We start from the raw sequence: 16,950 nt of genomic DNA on the forward strand, positions 1-16,950 counted from the left end.
TTATCTCACTACCTTTCCAATAACCGCTTCAATCGCCTTACTTTTTCTTTCTTTAGCAGTTTTTTCAATTTTCAGACATTCACTTTTAGCATCAGCTAAGATTTTATCAACCTCCACCTTACTGTCGGTGACTGCCTTCTCAATAAGAGTTTCTTCCATAAGCTTTGCTTGCTTTTTTACATCAGCAAAGATGCTTTCACATTTGTTTACAGCATCAGCTCTGATAGACTCTGCATCAGTAACAGCTTTTACTTTGATACTGTCTGCTGTCTGCTCTGCCTCAACAATGCTTTTTATTATTTCAAAAGCCATCCAAATCACCTCTCTTACCTTTTTACTATGTATATAACCAATTAGATTTTTTTATTCTAATTAGATTACTACCTCATTGTTAAAGTATAAACAGCATTTTTATATAATAATTAATATTTTTTAACGTTTATCTCTTAATAAAACATATTTTAGAGTAGCATTTACTTAGATTTACATCCTTTTTTGACTTACTTTTAGACTATGACATGAGTATGATTTTTTAATACCATTATTTTCAATAATTATAATTTAAAGCGATATGGTTTGTCAATAGCGTTATTCTGTTTTAAAATTAACGTTTTATCGACATTTTTAATTTTTATTTCAATATTTTTCTATATATAATTTTATTTATTACATATAAAATATTTTTATCAGTTTTTTCAACACTTATAGTATTGAAACTAATTGTTTTTTTTGAATTTTTAGAAATATCTCACACTATTTCATCTAAGTTTTATAAATCATTGAGCGATATCGATTTTTGTCACCTTATTTTTAATTTAATTTTTTGTATTTACTTAGATATAAATTAATATTTTCTAAGATTGATAAAATTTACACTTATATTTGATATTTTTATTTTAACTAGTTATATTAATTTAAAATCGATAATATATCCAGTTATTTTATATATTCGACAGCATTATAAAAAAATCCTCGTACCAATCACTCCAATCTTCAATAGGATATGCTGCTCCTCCATTTACACTTTTCAATAGATTTGATGTATATTCTTCTCCTATAGAGAAAAGTTCCCCTACTGTTATATCATAACCTCTAGATGTAACAACTTTGCAAAATGAATCCATAACATCACGTTGTTCTCTTGTTTTTATAAGTTCTATTTTGAACTTTTCATCTTTCCTGGCTTCTTCTAAAATCCTAATTAATTTTTCATTCATTATATATTCCTCCTTTTAATAACCTCTATATAAAAATGAAGTCATCTTAAAAAACTAAGATGACTTCACTTAATGCTCATAATCCTATATATTCACTAATATAAAATAATTGGGGTACCTGGCTCTATATTTTCATATATCTTCTTTGCTTTAGAAAAAGGCGTATTTACACATCCATGCGAACCTGAAGATCTATATATACCTCCACCAAAAGAACTTCTCCAAGTAGCATCATGAATTCCTATATTTCCATTGAATGGAAGCCAATAGCTTACAGGTGAACTGTAACCTTGCCCAGTTAATGAAACATTTCTAGCCTTATAATTAAGAGGGTATATACCTGATGGTGTGGCAAATCCTCTACCTAAATCCCCTGTTACAACATCTGTTGATACAAGCATCTCTCCATTTTTAAAGAACCACATATGTTGGTTAGAAAGACTAATCTCTACATATGTATTTCCAATATCATCTTTATTACGAGATATAGCTTTTTGTATGTAAATAGGTTCTCTTGTAACATTTTTACCAGCTTTTACAACATCAACCAATGCTTCAGCTTCTTTGTTTTTGTCTATCAACCAACCATAAATTCCACCTGAAATTGTAATGTCTTTACCTGTTGCAGTTTTAAATGGTCTTGAATCTCCAAAAGTACTATATTTTTTGCTTAGTCCTCTCACATATTCAACCATAGTAGCATTATCAAAGCTTATCTCATAATTCTTTTCTGAATCTACCTTTAACCATTTATTAATCTCAACACCATCTAAAGTTTCCTTACGGTCACTAAAATCATATGTAACAACTACACCAACATACTTATCTAATGTCTTAATAGCTTCTTTCAATTTTTCTGAATCCTTCGTATTGTTTGGTGCTTCATATACCTTATTTTCTTCTAAAGAAATAGAAGTTTCTCCAGAATTAATTGATTTTTGTACTAACTTATAAAAGTCATCTTTTTTTACCTTGTTTCCAAGTACCTCTGGAACTATAGTATAAGCATTTTTAGTACTATCATACTTAGGGTAAGCACTCTTAGGTTCTACAACTTTTTTACTATCAAAGCAAGCTAGAGCATTAAATTTCTTTTCTAGTAAATCTTTATTATATGAAAGAGTTACCATATTATTATACTCTTTAGATTTAAATATCCCAACAATCCATCCAAATGCACTCTGGCTATTTTTTATCTTTTGGATTTTATCATCTGATGTAAACTTTAAATCAATATCTTTTGATTTTATTTGCTCTTTCTTATTATCTCTTTCCTCTAAATTTAAGGTATAAGAACTAGTACTTGATGCTAATAAATCATTTACTTGCTCAACTGTTTTTCCTGAAGCTTTAACTCCATTAATAGTTGTTCCAAAATAAAAATGACTTCTAAAAAAGATTGCCATTCCTATATAAGCTACAACTAAAACACCGACTACTATACCTATCTTAACCTTTAGATTTTTTTGCCCACTTTCTTGTTTTACCTCTTTTCCATCAATCATAATTAAATCCTTCCTTACATTATAATTACCTATGTACTTTATCTCTTTTTAAACAAAATCATATTTGCCTTATTTTATATACCCAAATTACTGTAGTATTATTTACATTTTTAAATATAGAGTTATTTTCATGATACTATTTTATATTTTAAATAAAGTAGTTATTGTAAATACCTCCTTTCAAAATCCCTTAAATATAGGCTCTGCTATATTAATATATTACCATACTTTTAAGAATCATGGGGGTATCTATCTGTTTTTGTAACTAATAACTACTTATTTTAAAGAAAAGAAAATAAGTAGTTATTAGTTCTCTTATCTTAACTTATTTTTTAAAGACTATATTTCAATCTAACATAACGTTGTTATATACATTCTATTTAATTATTTTAGTTTCTATATCTTTTCCACCTGCATATTCTTTAAGTAATTCCTTAGCATAGTCAAAATATTCTTCAATATCAGATTCTTGACTAAAAGAAAATATACAAATCAATATTTCATTTGCATCCTCTGTTATCATTGCTCTCTCAGAGTCACTAGTTGGGCTTCCAAATTTACCTAGTGAATCAGATAATATTGGAAGATTTTCTATATTTATCAATTCTTTTCCAATACCTTTATACTGCTCTCCTTCATCTCCTACAGTAAAGCATACTGGTGAATGTAATTTACTTACATTATATGTACCTACTGGATACAATGATTTTATTGATATTAGATTATTTATTTCAACTATATTATTTATTGTGTAAAGACCTTTTCCTTGAATAATTCTTCTAATTAATGCTTCTGAAGATGTTCTATATCTACTTGGATTTTTACCAAGTTCTTTATAAGCGTTTCTTGCATCTTTAATCTTATCCAATTTTGTAATATCTTCAACTTTTAGACTTTGATTTAAAATATCACAAAATGCGTTTATCTCACTAATCAATTTTTCTGAGCTCTTACTTACTGCTACTTTTGCTTGGATACAGCCTAACTTAGCATTAGGCCATCTTTCCTTAAGTTTTTTATCAATACTTACATCTATCATACTCAAACAACTCCTATACACTAAATTTTTATTAAAGTTTTTATCATCTATACATTATAGTACTATTCCTTTGTTAATGACATGTTTATTAACAAAATAATTTATTTTTAATACAATTTTTGTAAAAGGCTATTATTTTTCCTTTACATACAGTCAATATATGACTAAAAATCAAAAAAACACTAATTATTTAACAAGAATTTATTAAACTCAAGTATTTATAACTAGTGCTTTATATAAAGATTAAATCTTAATTTTTTAGTAAATTTATAAAATTTATACCTGGCATTGGTCTTGCAAAATAAAATCCTTGAACTAAATCACATCCAAATTGCTTCATTAATTCAGCTTGTTCCTTAGTCTCAACACCCTCTATAATTACAATTAAGTCTAGTGATTTAGCTAGAGATACTATAGATTTTGCTATATTACGGCTTCTCTTATCATTTTCAATACCATCAAGAAAAGATCTATCTAATTTAAGTACATCAATTGGCATATCCCTTAAACAGCTGATAGAAGAATAGCCTGTCCCAAAGTCATCCATAGAAATAAAAAATCCATACTTTCTTAACTCATTTAAGACATTCTTTAAAATATTTAATTCATTCATAGCTACAGTTTCTGTTATCTCCAATTCAATTAAATCTGAATTTATATTATACTTTTGTATAGTATCATTGATGAATTTCACTATATCTGGTTGGTATAACTCAACTCTAGATAAATTTACTGAAACTGGAACTATATTTTTACCTTGTTTCTTCCAGTCAGATAAGTCTATGCATACTCTTTCAAACACAAACCTTCCAATTTTTAAAATCAATTGACTTTTCTCTGCTATAGGTATAAATGTTGCTGGGCTTATAAATCCATATTCTGGATGATTCCATCTTATTAGTGCCTCACTTCCTATCATTTCACCATTTACAAGTGAAAACTTAGGTTGATAATATACTTCAAATTGATTTTTTACTAAGGCTGTTTTTATGTCATCTAAAATAATTGATTCTTCACTAAGCTTATTTCTAACATCTTCATTATAAATAGCATAATTTACATTTTTACCTTTGGCAACAGACCTAGCCATATTTGCCTTATTTACAGCTTTTTGAATATCTACTTCTCCTTCTTCTACAAAGTAAATGCCTACACACAGAGAAATTTCAAATACTGTATTTAGATTCCTTTCAATATTATCTCGTATATTGTCAAGTTTTCTTATAACTTTATCTCTTCCTTTTTTATAATCACAGAAAATTGAAAAATAATCACTTGAAAGTCTTGCATATATTTCACCTTCTGTTAGTTCTTCTTTCAAAGCTTTTGCTATTGTAATTAACAGATTATCACCAAATTCATATCCAAAAGTATCATTAATCATCTTAAAATTATTAATGTCAAAATATACTATAACATAATTTAAAGATGGTTTATTTAAAAGATATCCACTACACTCCTTATAAAACTTGTTTTGATTTCCTATATGAGTAATCTTATCTTCATAAGCCAAACTCAATACTTCTTTTTCATTAGAATTTTTTATGTACATTATATAGAAAATAATTGTAATAAATACAAATATAATCAATAACACTGCATATAAAGCTCTGTTAATAATTTGTTCTGAGTTCTTGAATATAACACTTTCTGGAACTGAAAAAATCAAATTCCAATCCTTTATATAGTTATTTTTCTCATCACCATTATCCATAGTGGAATATCCTATATATCTTTTTTCTCCTGATACATCTAAAATTGCCGCACCTGTTTTATTTTCTTGTAACTCTTTTTTTAACTTATTTACTTCTTTGATATCATTATCCTTTTTTAATAATCTATAAATATTTTTTGATAGTCTATCTTGCTGAGGGTGAAGTATAACTGTCCCATTATTTCTTATAATATAAGATATACTATTATTTTCGTAAAAAGATACATTTATAAGTTTCATTAGAGTATTAACATCATAAGTACAATATAAGACTCCAACCACTTCATCATTATTTAATATTGGCACTGAAATAGTAACTTTTTTTACAGATTTATCTACTTCATCAACATATGGACTTGAAACACATTCTTTGCCTTTAATTGAATTTTTGAAAAATTCTCTATCCTTAACCGAAAACTTATTACCCTTAGTATTTTCTGCATTACCTTTTGTATCAACGATTGCCATCGTATAAAATTTTTGATTTTCCATTTCATCTAAAAGCTTTTTCATTTTTTCTTCGTTAGATATGTCTGGGTTTGAAGTATAATAATTTGAAAAAATATTTAAAACATCTAAATCTTTTTCAATTTGTTTTTGCGCTAATTGAGAACCTTGTGTTGCAACTTCTTTTATATGTACCTCTGCTTCTGATATAAGAAGATTTTTTGTATCTTCTATATATAGATACCCCATTATCAGAAATACTGATGTCAATAAAAGAATTATAATTAATGTAATATTCTTATTCCTTTTTGTCATTTGACTCCTCCCCTAATTAGTCAATACCTTATATAGCTAACATATCTTTTTAATACAAATTTATCATTTATGTTATATACACATATACCCAAATATAATGTCTAAAACCAATTATAATTATTATATAAAACATCCTTAATTATTATAATAACATTATTTAATTAAATTTTGAATTAAAGAATAAAAACTATTCGTTTTTTAAAATAAAAATCCCTTATACAGTAAATTTTTATCTTATGTATAAGGGATTTTATTTTATCTATTTTTTATTAATTTATCTTCCATAATATGAATTTAAATACATATTTTTTATTTCACTCATAAGAGGATACCTTGGATTTGCTCCTGTACACTGGTCATCAAATGCTTGAATTACCATTTCATCTATTGAATCCATGAACTTAGATTCTTCAACACCAAAGTCTTTTATAGTTTTAGGAATACCAACTTTAGATTTTAATTCTTCAATAGCTATTAGTAAGCTTTCGAATTTCTCTTCATCAGAATTTCCTTTTAAACCTAAGAATGAAGCTATTTCAGCATATCTTTTCAACGCCTCTGGGTATTTATATTGAGAAAATGCTCCCATTTTCTTTGGTGCATCTGAAGAATTAAATTTCATAACCTCTGTTATTAAAAGAGCATTTGCAACACCATGTGGTACATGATGGAAAGCACCTAGTTTATGGGCCATAGAGTGACAAACCCCTAAAAATGCATTTGCAAAAGCCATACCTGCCATTGTTGAAGCATTTGCCATTTTTTCTCTAGCTTCTGGGTCTTTTGCTCCATTATCATATGCACGTGGAAGATATTCAAATATACTCTTAATAGCTTGTAGTGCAATACCATTTGTATAATCAGTTGCAAGCATAGATACATATGCTTCTAATGCATGAGTCAAAGCATCTATACCAGAAGCAGAAGTTAAACTTTTTGGCATATTCATCATCATATCAGAGTCAACTATAGCCATATTTGGCATTAATTCATAATCAGCTAGTGGATATTTTACCCCTGTATCTTGGTCAGTTATAACAGCAAATGGTGTTACTTCTGAGCCAGTACCTGCTGATGTTGGTATTGCTACGAAATTGGCCTTTTCACCCATTTTAGGGAATGTATATACTCTTTTTCTTATATCCATAAATCTCATAGCTAGGTCTTGGAAATCTACTTCTGGATGCTCATACAATGTCCACATTATCTTTCCTGCATCCATTGCACTTCCTCCACCTATAGATATTATTACATCTGGGTTAAACTCTCTCATTGCTTTAGCACCTATCTTGGCACATTCCAAAGTTGGGTCTGGCTCTACTTCAAAGAATGTAGTATGTTTAATATTCATTTCATCTAATAAGTCAGTCACTGTTTTAGTATATCCATTATTGTAAAGGAATGTATCTGTTACAATAAAAGCTCTCTTTTTATTCATTACATCTTTAAGTTCTTTTAATGCAACTCCTAAACAACCCTTTTTGAAATAAACTTTTTCTGGTGCTCTAAACCAAAGCATATTTTCTCTCCTCTCAGCTACTGTCTTAATATTAAGTAAGTGTTTAACTCCTACATTTTCAGATACTGAATTTCCACCCCAAGACCCACATCCTAAAGTAAGAGAAGGAGCTAGTTTAAAATTATATAAGTCACCTATACCACCTTGAGAAGAAGGAGTATTAATTAAAATTCTACAAGTTTTCATAGCAGAAGTAAATTTATCAAGTTTTTCCCTTTGATTTACATCATCAATATATAGTGAAGATGTATGACCAAATCCTCCATCTTCTACTAATTTTTCTGCTTTTCTAACTGCATCATCAAAATCATTTGCTCTATACATTGCAAGTACTGGTGAAAGTTTCTCATGAGCAAAAGCCTCTTCTAACTCAACAGACTCTACTTCACCTATTAAAACTTTAGCATCCTCTGGAACTTCAAAACCTGCAAGTTTTGCTATTGTACAAGCTGTCTGTCCAACTATTTTAGAGTTTAATCCTCCATTTATCAAAATTACATTTCTCATTTTTTCTGTTTCATCTTTATTTAATAAATAAGCGCCACGCTCTTTAAATTCTTTTTTAACTTCATTATATACATTTTCTAATACTATAACTGATTGTTCAGAAGCACATATCATACCATTGTCAAAAGTTTTAGACACAAGAATTGAATTTACAGCAGTTTTTATATCTGCACTATCATCAATTATTGCTGGTGTATTACCTGCTCCAACTCCAATAGCTGGCTTCCCAGATGAATATGCTGATTTAACCATTCCAGGTCCCCCTGTAGCAAGAGTTAAATCCACTTCTTTCATAACAGTTGTAGTTAATTCTAAAGAAGGTTCGTCTATCCATCCTATTATACCTTCAGGAGCTCCAGCTAAAACAGCCGCCTCAAGAACTACTTTTGCAGCTTCTATAGTAGAATTCTTTGCTCTTGGATGTGGAGAGAAAATTATCCCATTTCTAGTCTTAAGTGCCAAAAGTGCTTTAAATATAGCAGTAGAAGTTGGATTAGTTGTAGGTACAACAGCTGCAATAACACCTATTGGTTCAGCAATTTTAGTCATGCCAAATGCCTCATCTTTCTCTATTACACCACAAGTTCTAGTTTCTTTATATGCATTATATATATACTCTGAAGCATAATGATTCTTTATGACTTTATCTTCTGCAATCCCCATACCAGTTTCTTTTTGTGCCATTATAGCTAGAGGAACTCTTTGCTTATTAGCTGCTAAAGATGCTGCTAAAAAAATCTTATCTACTTGCTCTTGAGTATATGTGGCAAATATTTTTTGAGCCTCTCTAATTTTTGCTAACTTTTTAACTAAGGTTTCAACATTATTTACAACACCTACATTAATTGACATAACCTCATCTCCCTTTATATTTTCTATTATATCCTGTTCTTTATTGGCCATTTTGACAACCTCCTAGAATAGTATTTTTTACTTAACTGTTAATTTATTAACAGTATAGCACCTTCTTTTTCTATTTTCAAGTTATTTTTTTAACATTTTATTTTTATTTAAAATAATCTCACTTGTCCCACTAATACTCTACTTTAAGAATACTTATTTTCATCATATATCACTTTATTTTTTATGTAGATTATAGAAAAATCCATCTCAAAACTTAATGATAACGTTATTATTTTAACATGACATTTTTCTTATAAATAAAAATATATACAGAGAATTTTTTAATATAGTATAATTAAACATATACATTCACAATTCTTATGTGATATAAAATAAGATATAGTTAATACAATATAGATAAACTTAGAGTTCATAGGAGGAATAAGGATGAAAAAATTAAAAGTAATTAGCATTTTATCTTTAATTATGAGTACAATTTTAGCTCTTGGAGGTATTGCAGTAGTAACCTATTATGTGGACAATTTGTTTATTAGAGGACTATCAGTATTTATCTTAATTATGTCTGCTTGTTTTGTATCAAGTACAGTTAACTTGATATTCAAAGAAGCAAAGTAATATAAATTCCAGTTTATAAATTAGATTAGGCAAATACTTTTGATATATTATAGATAAAAGTCCAGCAAATAACATTGCTGGACTTTTATTAATATTACATACAATACATATATCACATCACTAATTTATTGGTGTGGACTTTTTATAACTGGTTGCAATTGCTTATTCTCTAGAGCAAGTTCTATAGTTGGAACTATTAACTCAGTATGTGCAATCATAGAATTAGGCTTTGCTTTACAGTTATCTTGACCAAAAGGTACAAAATATATATTTTTAGAATTAAGGAGAATACCAATGTTTTTGAAGTTGAAACTCAGAGCATCGTTCGTTGATATTGATATTACTAATGGTTTATCATTACGAAGATGACCTTTAGCTGCCATCAATACTGGTGAATCTGTAATCCCATTAGCTAATTTTGCAGCAGTATTTCCAGTACAAGGTGCTATTATTATAATATCAGCAATCCCTTTAGGTCCAAATGGCTCTGCCTCTTCAATTGTAACTATAGGCTTATTACCTGTAAGTTCATATGCTTTTTTCATAAACTCTTCAGAATTTCCAAATCTACAATCAATATTTTGTGATACATCTGAAAATATAGTGTGTACATTTGCTCCTTCTTTAACCAAATTCTCTAACTCTATAAATATTTTATCATAAGTACAAAACGAACCAGTAAATCCTACTCCAATTGTAAGTCCTTCAAGTCTCATTTCTAATCCCTTCTTTCATTTATAATATTTTCTATAGCATTAACAAGAATTTCACCAGATGTTTTTGGTGAGTATTTACCAGGAAGCCCAGGACAAAGAGTCGCATTAATACCTGTATCTTTCGTAACAGAATAATCCACTCCACCAGGAGAAGAAGCTATATCAATAATAGTTACTTCTTGTGATACTTTTTCCAGTCTTTCTTTTGTTAAAACACATTCTGGTATAGTATTAAAAATATAATCAAACTGTAAAAGTTTTTCATCAAGTTGATTCAAAGAAATACTAGAATATCCAAATGCATTAGCCGTACTTCTTGCATCATTACTCCTTGCTCCAACACATACATTTGCATCTAAAGAGTATAATTTTTTTGCAAGTATTTGTGCACATCTTCCAAAACCTAATACTAAGCAGTTACTTTGATGTATATTAATTATACTTCTTTTAATAGCTTCTGCTATAGCGCCTTCAGCTGTAGCAACTGCATTTAAAATAGCAACATCATTCATTTTCATAAAATCATAAATCTGAATAGAGTGTTGCTCACAAAATTTACAAACTTTAGTTGGTATGTTACCTCCAAATAATATTTGATTAGGAGATAAATTAATTAGCAAGTTATCAATAGTAGCATCTAGACAACCATCCGTATTTTCAATGTTAACTTGATTCTTTGTAAATGGAATTGGACATAAAATAATGGAACTTTTGGATAGTGCCTCAGCTAGTGAAGTTGCTTTTCCAACGATTCCATTTATTATTTCATTTGATATTCCATAAGTGACTACAGAATACCCTTTATTAATTAGTTTTTTTACCATGTACACTTGTCGCAGGTCTCCCCCGATAACAGTTATATCGTATTGATTTGACATATTGTAAGCCTCCTTTACTATATACAATATGTTTTTATCAATATATTGGTTCACTAAAATTACTAAATATTATATCTATAATATTTTTAATAATGCTAATCTATCTATCTTTTCAGAAGAGGTATATGGAAATGAATTTAAAAAGATAACTTTTCTTGGTATTTCATTTTTTATTAGATTCTCTCTCATTTTAATTAATAAATCTTTCTTTGTAATTTTATCTATAATTGTTACAAATAATGCAATTTGACTTCCTCTTATGGAGTCTGAATATGGTAATACAACTGCGTTCTCAATTTGAGGAATTTTTTTCACTTCATTTTCAACCTTAGTAGAGCTAACTTTAAATCCTCCAATATTTACAATATCATCATTTCTTCCTTCAAAAATTAAATATCCATCATCATCAAAATATCCAACATCATTAACAGAATAAGGTCTTGTTACATCATATACTGCATATTTTGTATTTACAAAAATCTTTCCATCTCTAACATATACATCTATTTTAGGAAATGGTCTTCCTACACTTAAAGGTTTCTTAATCAATTCATCATAACATAAATATGTAATGTAGTTTAATTCACTTGCTCCATAATATAAAATAATTTCAGATTTTGGCATATAGTACTTTAAACTTTTTGCAGTATTTTCAAACAATAATTGAGAGCCAGTGAAAATACTTACAACATTGAGTATCTCTTCTTTTAAATGTTTGACTAAGAGTTGTAGCTTTGTAGGTATGAGATATATATTCGTTATATTATATTGTTTTATTGCTTTTATCCATGTCTTACAATTCATACCTGAATTTATTACAACACTTCCACCTTCATATAATACTGATATTAAAGAATTTAGATTTCCTGTAAAACTCAATGTTCCATTAATAAATAAAATTGATTCCTTAGATATATTAAAAATATCATTTTGAATAGGAAAGAATCCAACCCAACTATGATATGTTCTATACAATACTTTTGGAACACTTGTAGAACCTGAAGATAAAACACCCATGCAAATATCTTTATCTATATAGTTTATAGGAGTATTATATTGATACATATATATATTAAATTTAGGATTAAATATAGAAAAATTAGTTTTCTTTACTTTTTCATTATCATCAAATAAATTAATGTTGTCCATAGGCTCATCAGATATAACTATTGAAATATTATTTTTTATTAGAATATCATTCAATACTTTTTTAGAAAGATTATAATGACAAATAATAGGTACATTTTTTGAATAATTAATTGCGAAAAAACTCACTAACTGAAACATTATACTTTTAGAATATATTAAAATAGGTGTATTATCTCCTATAGAAATTTGTTTTCCAAGCTCCTCACTATAACTTAACATATTTTTATAAGTATGTTTTTCCCCATCTATAATTAAAAAATCTTTATTTTTATGACTATCTCTTTTTATTTTTAGAAGTTCATAGTAGTTCATAATCTACACCCTTTCAATTAATAAGGCTGAACCCAATCCACCAGCTGCAGCTATAGAACAAATCCCATATCTACCATTAGTCTTTTCTAATGCTTTTAAAAGATGTAATGCAATAATTGAACCTGAAGCACCATATGGATGGCCATATGCTAAAGCTCCACCAAATAAATTGTATCTATCAATCAATTCTGGATATTTTCTTTGAAATAGTACATCTATAACTGCAAATGCTTCATTAAATTCAACAGCAGATATATCTAGATAATTAATTTTTTCTATTTCTAAAATTTTTTCCATTGCTTTTATAGCAGATGTTGGACTTAAATTTGCATCTGTTCCTATTGTACATGCATTGACAATCTTTGCTTTAGGCTTCTTTTTTGTATTTTCTATGTATTTTTTAGAGCACAATATAATAAATGAAGCTCCATCATTAATAAGACATGAATTTGCTGCATTTGTAATAGTTTCTTTTCCCAAAATCGGTGGAACTCTGTCTAATAATCTTTGGCTCATCTTGTCTCGTATACCTTCGTCATAAGTATTATTATCTATAGGATATATGATATCCTCAAGTACTTTATCTTCTCTCGCCTTCTTTGCTCTTTTGTGGCTTTCTTTCACCCAAAAATCTAATTCTGTTTTCTTAATCTGATACAATTTTGCTACTCTTTCTGCACCTTCTAACATGCTATTTTCACTATTATCATCAGGTGAAAATTGAGCAACTATATAATTAGGATTCTTTATATCATATCGTTTATCATTTTTATGGTATGTACGCATTGGTTGCAGAGAGCTACTTTCAAACCCACCAGCAATAATTAAATCACACTGCCCAGATTTAATTTTTGAAAATGCTATGTCTATGCTCATCATAGCAGAAGCACACTGCATATCTACAGTAAAAGCAGGTACTTCATTTGACACACCTGCTGTTAAAGTCATTAATCTTGCTATATTACCACCTGTTCCAACTGCATTTCCACATATAATCTCATCAATCTTATCAATTTCATATTTTTCAATTAGATGTTTTAATACACTTGCGCCTAATGATTCAGGTTGAACAAATTGAAATATCCCATTTTTTAGACCTATGTGACTTCTAAGTCCTCCTAATATAAAAACTTCTTCCATATATTATAATCTCTCCTTATAATAGATTTCTTTTTAGTACATTATTTAATTTAATACCTAAAAAGGATGCAATAACTGCTTTTATTGTATCTCCAATTAAAAATGGTACAACAGCTGCAAAAAGTGCTGCTTCTACTGTCATTTGATTAAAATAACACATAAATACTGTTCCCATAAAATATATAATTGGCATACCAATAAAAATTGTTATTAGTATATATCGTTTAATATCATTATTTTTTCCTTTTAATAAACTAATAATTAATGCTGCAAACAAAAATCCAAAATAAAAACCTCCTGTTGGACTTAACAATTTTCCAATCCCAGATGTTCCTCCACCAAATACTGGTATTCCAATTAAACCTATCATTATATATACGCCAACTGTGCTAAATGCTTGTCTTGGTGTTAAAATCAAAGCTATTAAATTTATCATTATTGTTTGTGCTGTTACTCCTGCTGGTGTAAATGGCAATGGTATATATATGTAGGATGATATACATAACAATGCTACACATATTGACATTTTAGTTAAATCTTGAATATTTACCTTAGTATTTTTCATTTTTATAATTCCCTTCATATGTCTTATTCAATTTAGTTTATATGTATATATACAAGTTTTCTATCAAAGCTTTGTTTTAGTATAAAAGAAAGACGTTTTTTTGTCAACTTAAAATATATTATAGGTTTACATTTTATTTTTAAGTAAACTGTGGATTAATGCTTTATATTTTAATGGTCATTTAGAAAAATTTATTTAGAAACAAACCTATTTTATCTATACTTGTAAATTATAATATGATATATTTTTATATGAGATTTTATTTTATATAAAAATAATAAGGAAGTGATGATATGAAAATTAATGAAAATACTTTAAATAACATAGATGAAGAGTTGGATGAACTTAGTAAGAAAGTTTATTTAGATTCGCCAGATTTTTGGATAAGCATTTCTGACAAAGTAATAGATAAAGTATTTGATGAAATGCTATTATTTTTTGCAGTTAAGTATAATTACTTTAATATATTATCCTTTGCTATTGAGAATAATTATATAGATTTGAATGCACCATCAAAAAATAAAGAATATCCTAATATAATGAGTCATCTTTTAAATACAGCAAAACAGAATGAAGATAAAAAAATTTATAATTATCTTCTAAATTTAAATAAGTATAAAACTATAGATGAAAGTTCAGATTTAAATGATTTAGATTGTCATACTAGTAGTGATATTATTGAAAAGAAAGATGTATATATCCCAAAATACTTGTGTCCAAACTGTAATTCGAATATTTTTGATACTGGTTATAAAGTATCAAATGACATAATATATAAATTCTCTTTTGATAAATCTGAACCTGTTGAAATATCTAGTGAAATTTCTTCTATTAGATGTTGTAATTGTGAAGAACTATTAGAAAATATTACACCTGACAAATTATATAGTATATGTAAAATCCAAAACTGTAATAATTGTGGTTCTAATTTAACTAAGGTTGGGATTCTTGCAAAGAAAAAAATGGAGTTTGATGAGAATAACGAAGAATTTAAAGATATCTCAACGTCTTATTGTTGTGGAAATTGTGACTCTGAAATAAACATGTCTCAAAAAGAATATTTTAAGATTTAATAATTTATAGTTTTAAATAAGAAGAATATTTTATTAGATACTATATAAGTTTTTAAAATATATAAAATAAACATTTTTATGATAATTAAGATTGCTATGAAATCCAACTTTACTAAGCTGGTCTCATAGCAATTTTCTATTATAAAACCATAATTAAACTTTATCTAACTCTTATAATGATTCTTTTTATTTCTTTATAGTACCAACTATGATTCTTAAATCGATTGTTATATCAGATATACCTGATTCTAACAACATTAAAATTTCTTCTTCAGCTAATGATGATGTCAAAGGGGTCATTTTAATTAAATTACTTAAGTTTAATACATTGATATTGGTCTTATAATTAATTCTACTATCATAAATTAAATCAAGATGCTTCTTAAATACATCTACAATATTTTTATTATCATAATCACTATTTTTTATATTTTTCTGTATACTTTTTCTTATTTCTTTCAAATAATTTGACTCTGGAACAATCTTTACTACTATTCCACCATTATTTAAAACTCTTGTAAACTCCTTATAGTTTGCAGGAGAAAGTACATTTAATATTATATCAAGCTTACTATCTTGAAGTGGCAGATTTGCTAAATCTGAAATACACCATATAATTTCATTTTCTCCTCTTGTAGCAATAGAAATCCCTTCTTTAGCTATGTCAATTCCAATTAATTTACATCCATTATTAATCTCTTCATCTTCATATAATTTATTTAAGAAATATCCTTCACCACAACCTGCATCTAATACATAGTTACTATACTTATTTAAAGTGTAATTTTTAATTATAGATTTTATTTCTTCTATTAAATAATCATACACATTAGAATTATATATTTCATGTCTTGACTCAAATAGTTCTTTATCATAAATAGTTTTTGTATTGCTATTTAATAAATTAACATATCCTTTTTTAGATATATCAAAACAGTGTTTATTCACACATTTAACACTATTTTTATCAATAGTAACCATATATGCTTTGCAAAGTGGACATTTAAATACATCTATATTTTCATTAAGTAGTAATCTAGTTGTTTCTATCTTTTTTAGTTTACCAATATTTTTTTTATTTACATTACTTATATTCTGTTTCATTCCCATAATCTCCTTAAATTCACTATTTAATTTAAATAGCACGAAATTATGGCTACTTGCATAAGATAACTTTTCTAGATTATATAAAATGTGTTATAAGCTGTTGTAAAATAGCCACAATTTGTGCGCTATCCTCTTATTCTAGTGTAATATATAAATGCTCTTTTATTCATTATTTTTCCCCCTGCCATTATGTTTATTAATATCTTAAGTACATGTAATTCACAATTCTAAAAAATATTCTTTAAATTATGCCTATTGGAATAATAAA

14 protein-coding genes are annotated in these 16,950 nt (G+C 27.4%); 2 read left to right on the forward strand and 12 right to left on the reverse strand.

Annotated features, from left to right (window positions below; translation table 11 throughout):
• From KGF38_RS00165 to adhE, 6 genes are all read right to left on the reverse strand, one after another.
• Entirely contained in the window at positions 1–312 is a 312-nt protein-coding gene (locus KGF38_RS00165) for a hypothetical protein (RefSeq protein ID WP_074179832.1), read from the reverse strand.
• Between the two features lie 629 nt (positions 313–941).
• The gene (locus KGF38_RS00170; RefSeq protein ID WP_074179833.1) at positions 942–1,217 is read right to left on the reverse strand and encodes a hypothetical protein; all 276 of its coding nucleotides are present in this window, start codon (positions 1,215–1,217) and stop codon (positions 942–944) included.
• A 95-nt stretch (positions 1,218–1,312) separates the two neighbouring features.
• A complete protein-coding gene (locus KGF38_RS00175) occupies positions 1,313–2,722 on the reverse strand; it encodes a L,D-transpeptidase family protein (RefSeq protein WP_227832058.1) in 1,410 nt (469 codons plus the stop codon).
• Positions 2,723–3,098: 376 nt separating this feature from the next.
• Positions 3,099–3,761, reverse strand: coding sequence for a phenylalanine--tRNA ligase beta subunit-related protein (locus KGF38_RS00180; protein ID WP_219672855.1), 663 nt, complete (start codon positions 3,759–3,761; stop codon positions 3,099–3,101).
• Between the two features lie 250 nt (positions 3,762–4,011).
• Entirely contained in the window at positions 4,012–6,237 is a 2,226-nt protein-coding gene (locus tag KGF38_RS00185) for an EAL domain-containing protein (RefSeq protein ID WP_219672854.1), read from the reverse strand.
• A 274-nt stretch (positions 6,238–6,511) separates the two neighbouring features.
• Positions 6,512–9,166 carry a bifunctional acetaldehyde-CoA/alcohol dehydrogenase gene (gene adhE / locus KGF38_RS00190; protein WP_227832059.1) on the reverse strand — a complete coding sequence of 885 codons (2,655 nt, stop codon included), beginning with the start codon at positions 9,164–9,166 and terminating at the stop codon, positions 6,512–6,514.
• A 387-nt stretch (positions 9,167–9,553) separates the two neighbouring features.
• Between adhE and KGF38_RS00195 the strand changes: the two genes are divergently transcribed.
• The gene (locus tag KGF38_RS00195) at positions 9,554–9,742 is read left to right on the forward strand and encodes a hypothetical protein (protein WP_074179836.1); all 189 of its coding nucleotides are present in this window, start codon (positions 9,554–9,556) and stop codon (positions 9,740–9,742) included.
• Between the two features lie 125 nt (positions 9,743–9,867).
• Here KGF38_RS00195 and KGF38_RS00200 read toward each other — a convergent pair whose 3' ends face one another.
• The 5 genes from KGF38_RS00200 to KGF38_RS00220 form a co-directional block, all read right to left on the reverse strand.
• A complete protein-coding gene (locus KGF38_RS00200; protein ID WP_054271494.1) occupies positions 9,868–10,458 on the reverse strand; it encodes a dipicolinate synthase subunit B in 591 nt (196 codons plus the stop codon).
• A 2-nt stretch (positions 10,459–10,460) separates the two neighbouring features.
• Positions 10,461–11,336 (reverse strand): dipicolinate synthase subunit DpsA, encoded by an 876-nt coding sequence (gene dpsA / locus KGF38_RS00205; RefSeq protein ID WP_054271495.1) that lies wholly within the window; start codon positions 11,334–11,336, stop codon positions 10,461–10,463.
• A 75-nt stretch (positions 11,337–11,411) separates the two neighbouring features.
• Positions 11,412–12,797 (reverse strand): AMP-binding protein, encoded by a 1,386-nt coding sequence (locus tag KGF38_RS00210; RefSeq protein ID WP_074179837.1) that lies wholly within the window; start codon positions 12,795–12,797, stop codon positions 11,412–11,414.
• A gap of 3 nt (positions 12,798–12,800) precedes the next feature.
• Positions 12,801–13,937 (reverse strand): thiolase family protein, encoded by a 1,137-nt coding sequence (locus tag KGF38_RS00215; RefSeq protein ID WP_074179838.1) that lies wholly within the window; start codon positions 13,935–13,937, stop codon positions 12,801–12,803.
• A 16-nt stretch (positions 13,938–13,953) separates the two neighbouring features.
• On the reverse strand, positions 13,954–14,502 hold the full coding sequence (locus KGF38_RS00220) for a biotin transporter BioY (RefSeq protein WP_054271498.1): 549 nt from the start codon (positions 14,500–14,502) through the stop codon (positions 13,954–13,956).
• 293 nt (positions 14,503–14,795) lie between these two features.
• Here KGF38_RS00220 and KGF38_RS00225 point away from each other — a divergent pair, with 293 nt between their 5' ends.
• On the forward strand, positions 14,796–15,575 hold the full coding sequence (locus KGF38_RS00225; RefSeq protein WP_054277477.1) for a hypothetical protein: 780 nt from the start codon (positions 14,796–14,798) through the stop codon (positions 15,573–15,575).
• Positions 15,576–15,761: 186 nt separating this feature from the next.
• Here the strand turns inward: KGF38_RS00225 and KGF38_RS00230 are convergent, their stop codons facing one another.
• Positions 15,762–16,679: a putative RNA methyltransferase gene (locus tag KGF38_RS00230; RefSeq protein WP_207713549.1), complete on the reverse strand. Its 918-nt coding sequence runs from the start codon at positions 16,677–16,679 to the stop codon at positions 15,762–15,764.
• Positions 16,680–16,950: the final 271 nt, after the last annotated feature.

This window comes from Clostridioides sp. ZZV14-6387 (assembly GCF_020657835.1).
Classification (GTDB): Bacteria; Bacillota; Clostridia; order Peptostreptococcales; family Peptostreptococcaceae; genus Clostridioides; species Clostridioides difficile_A.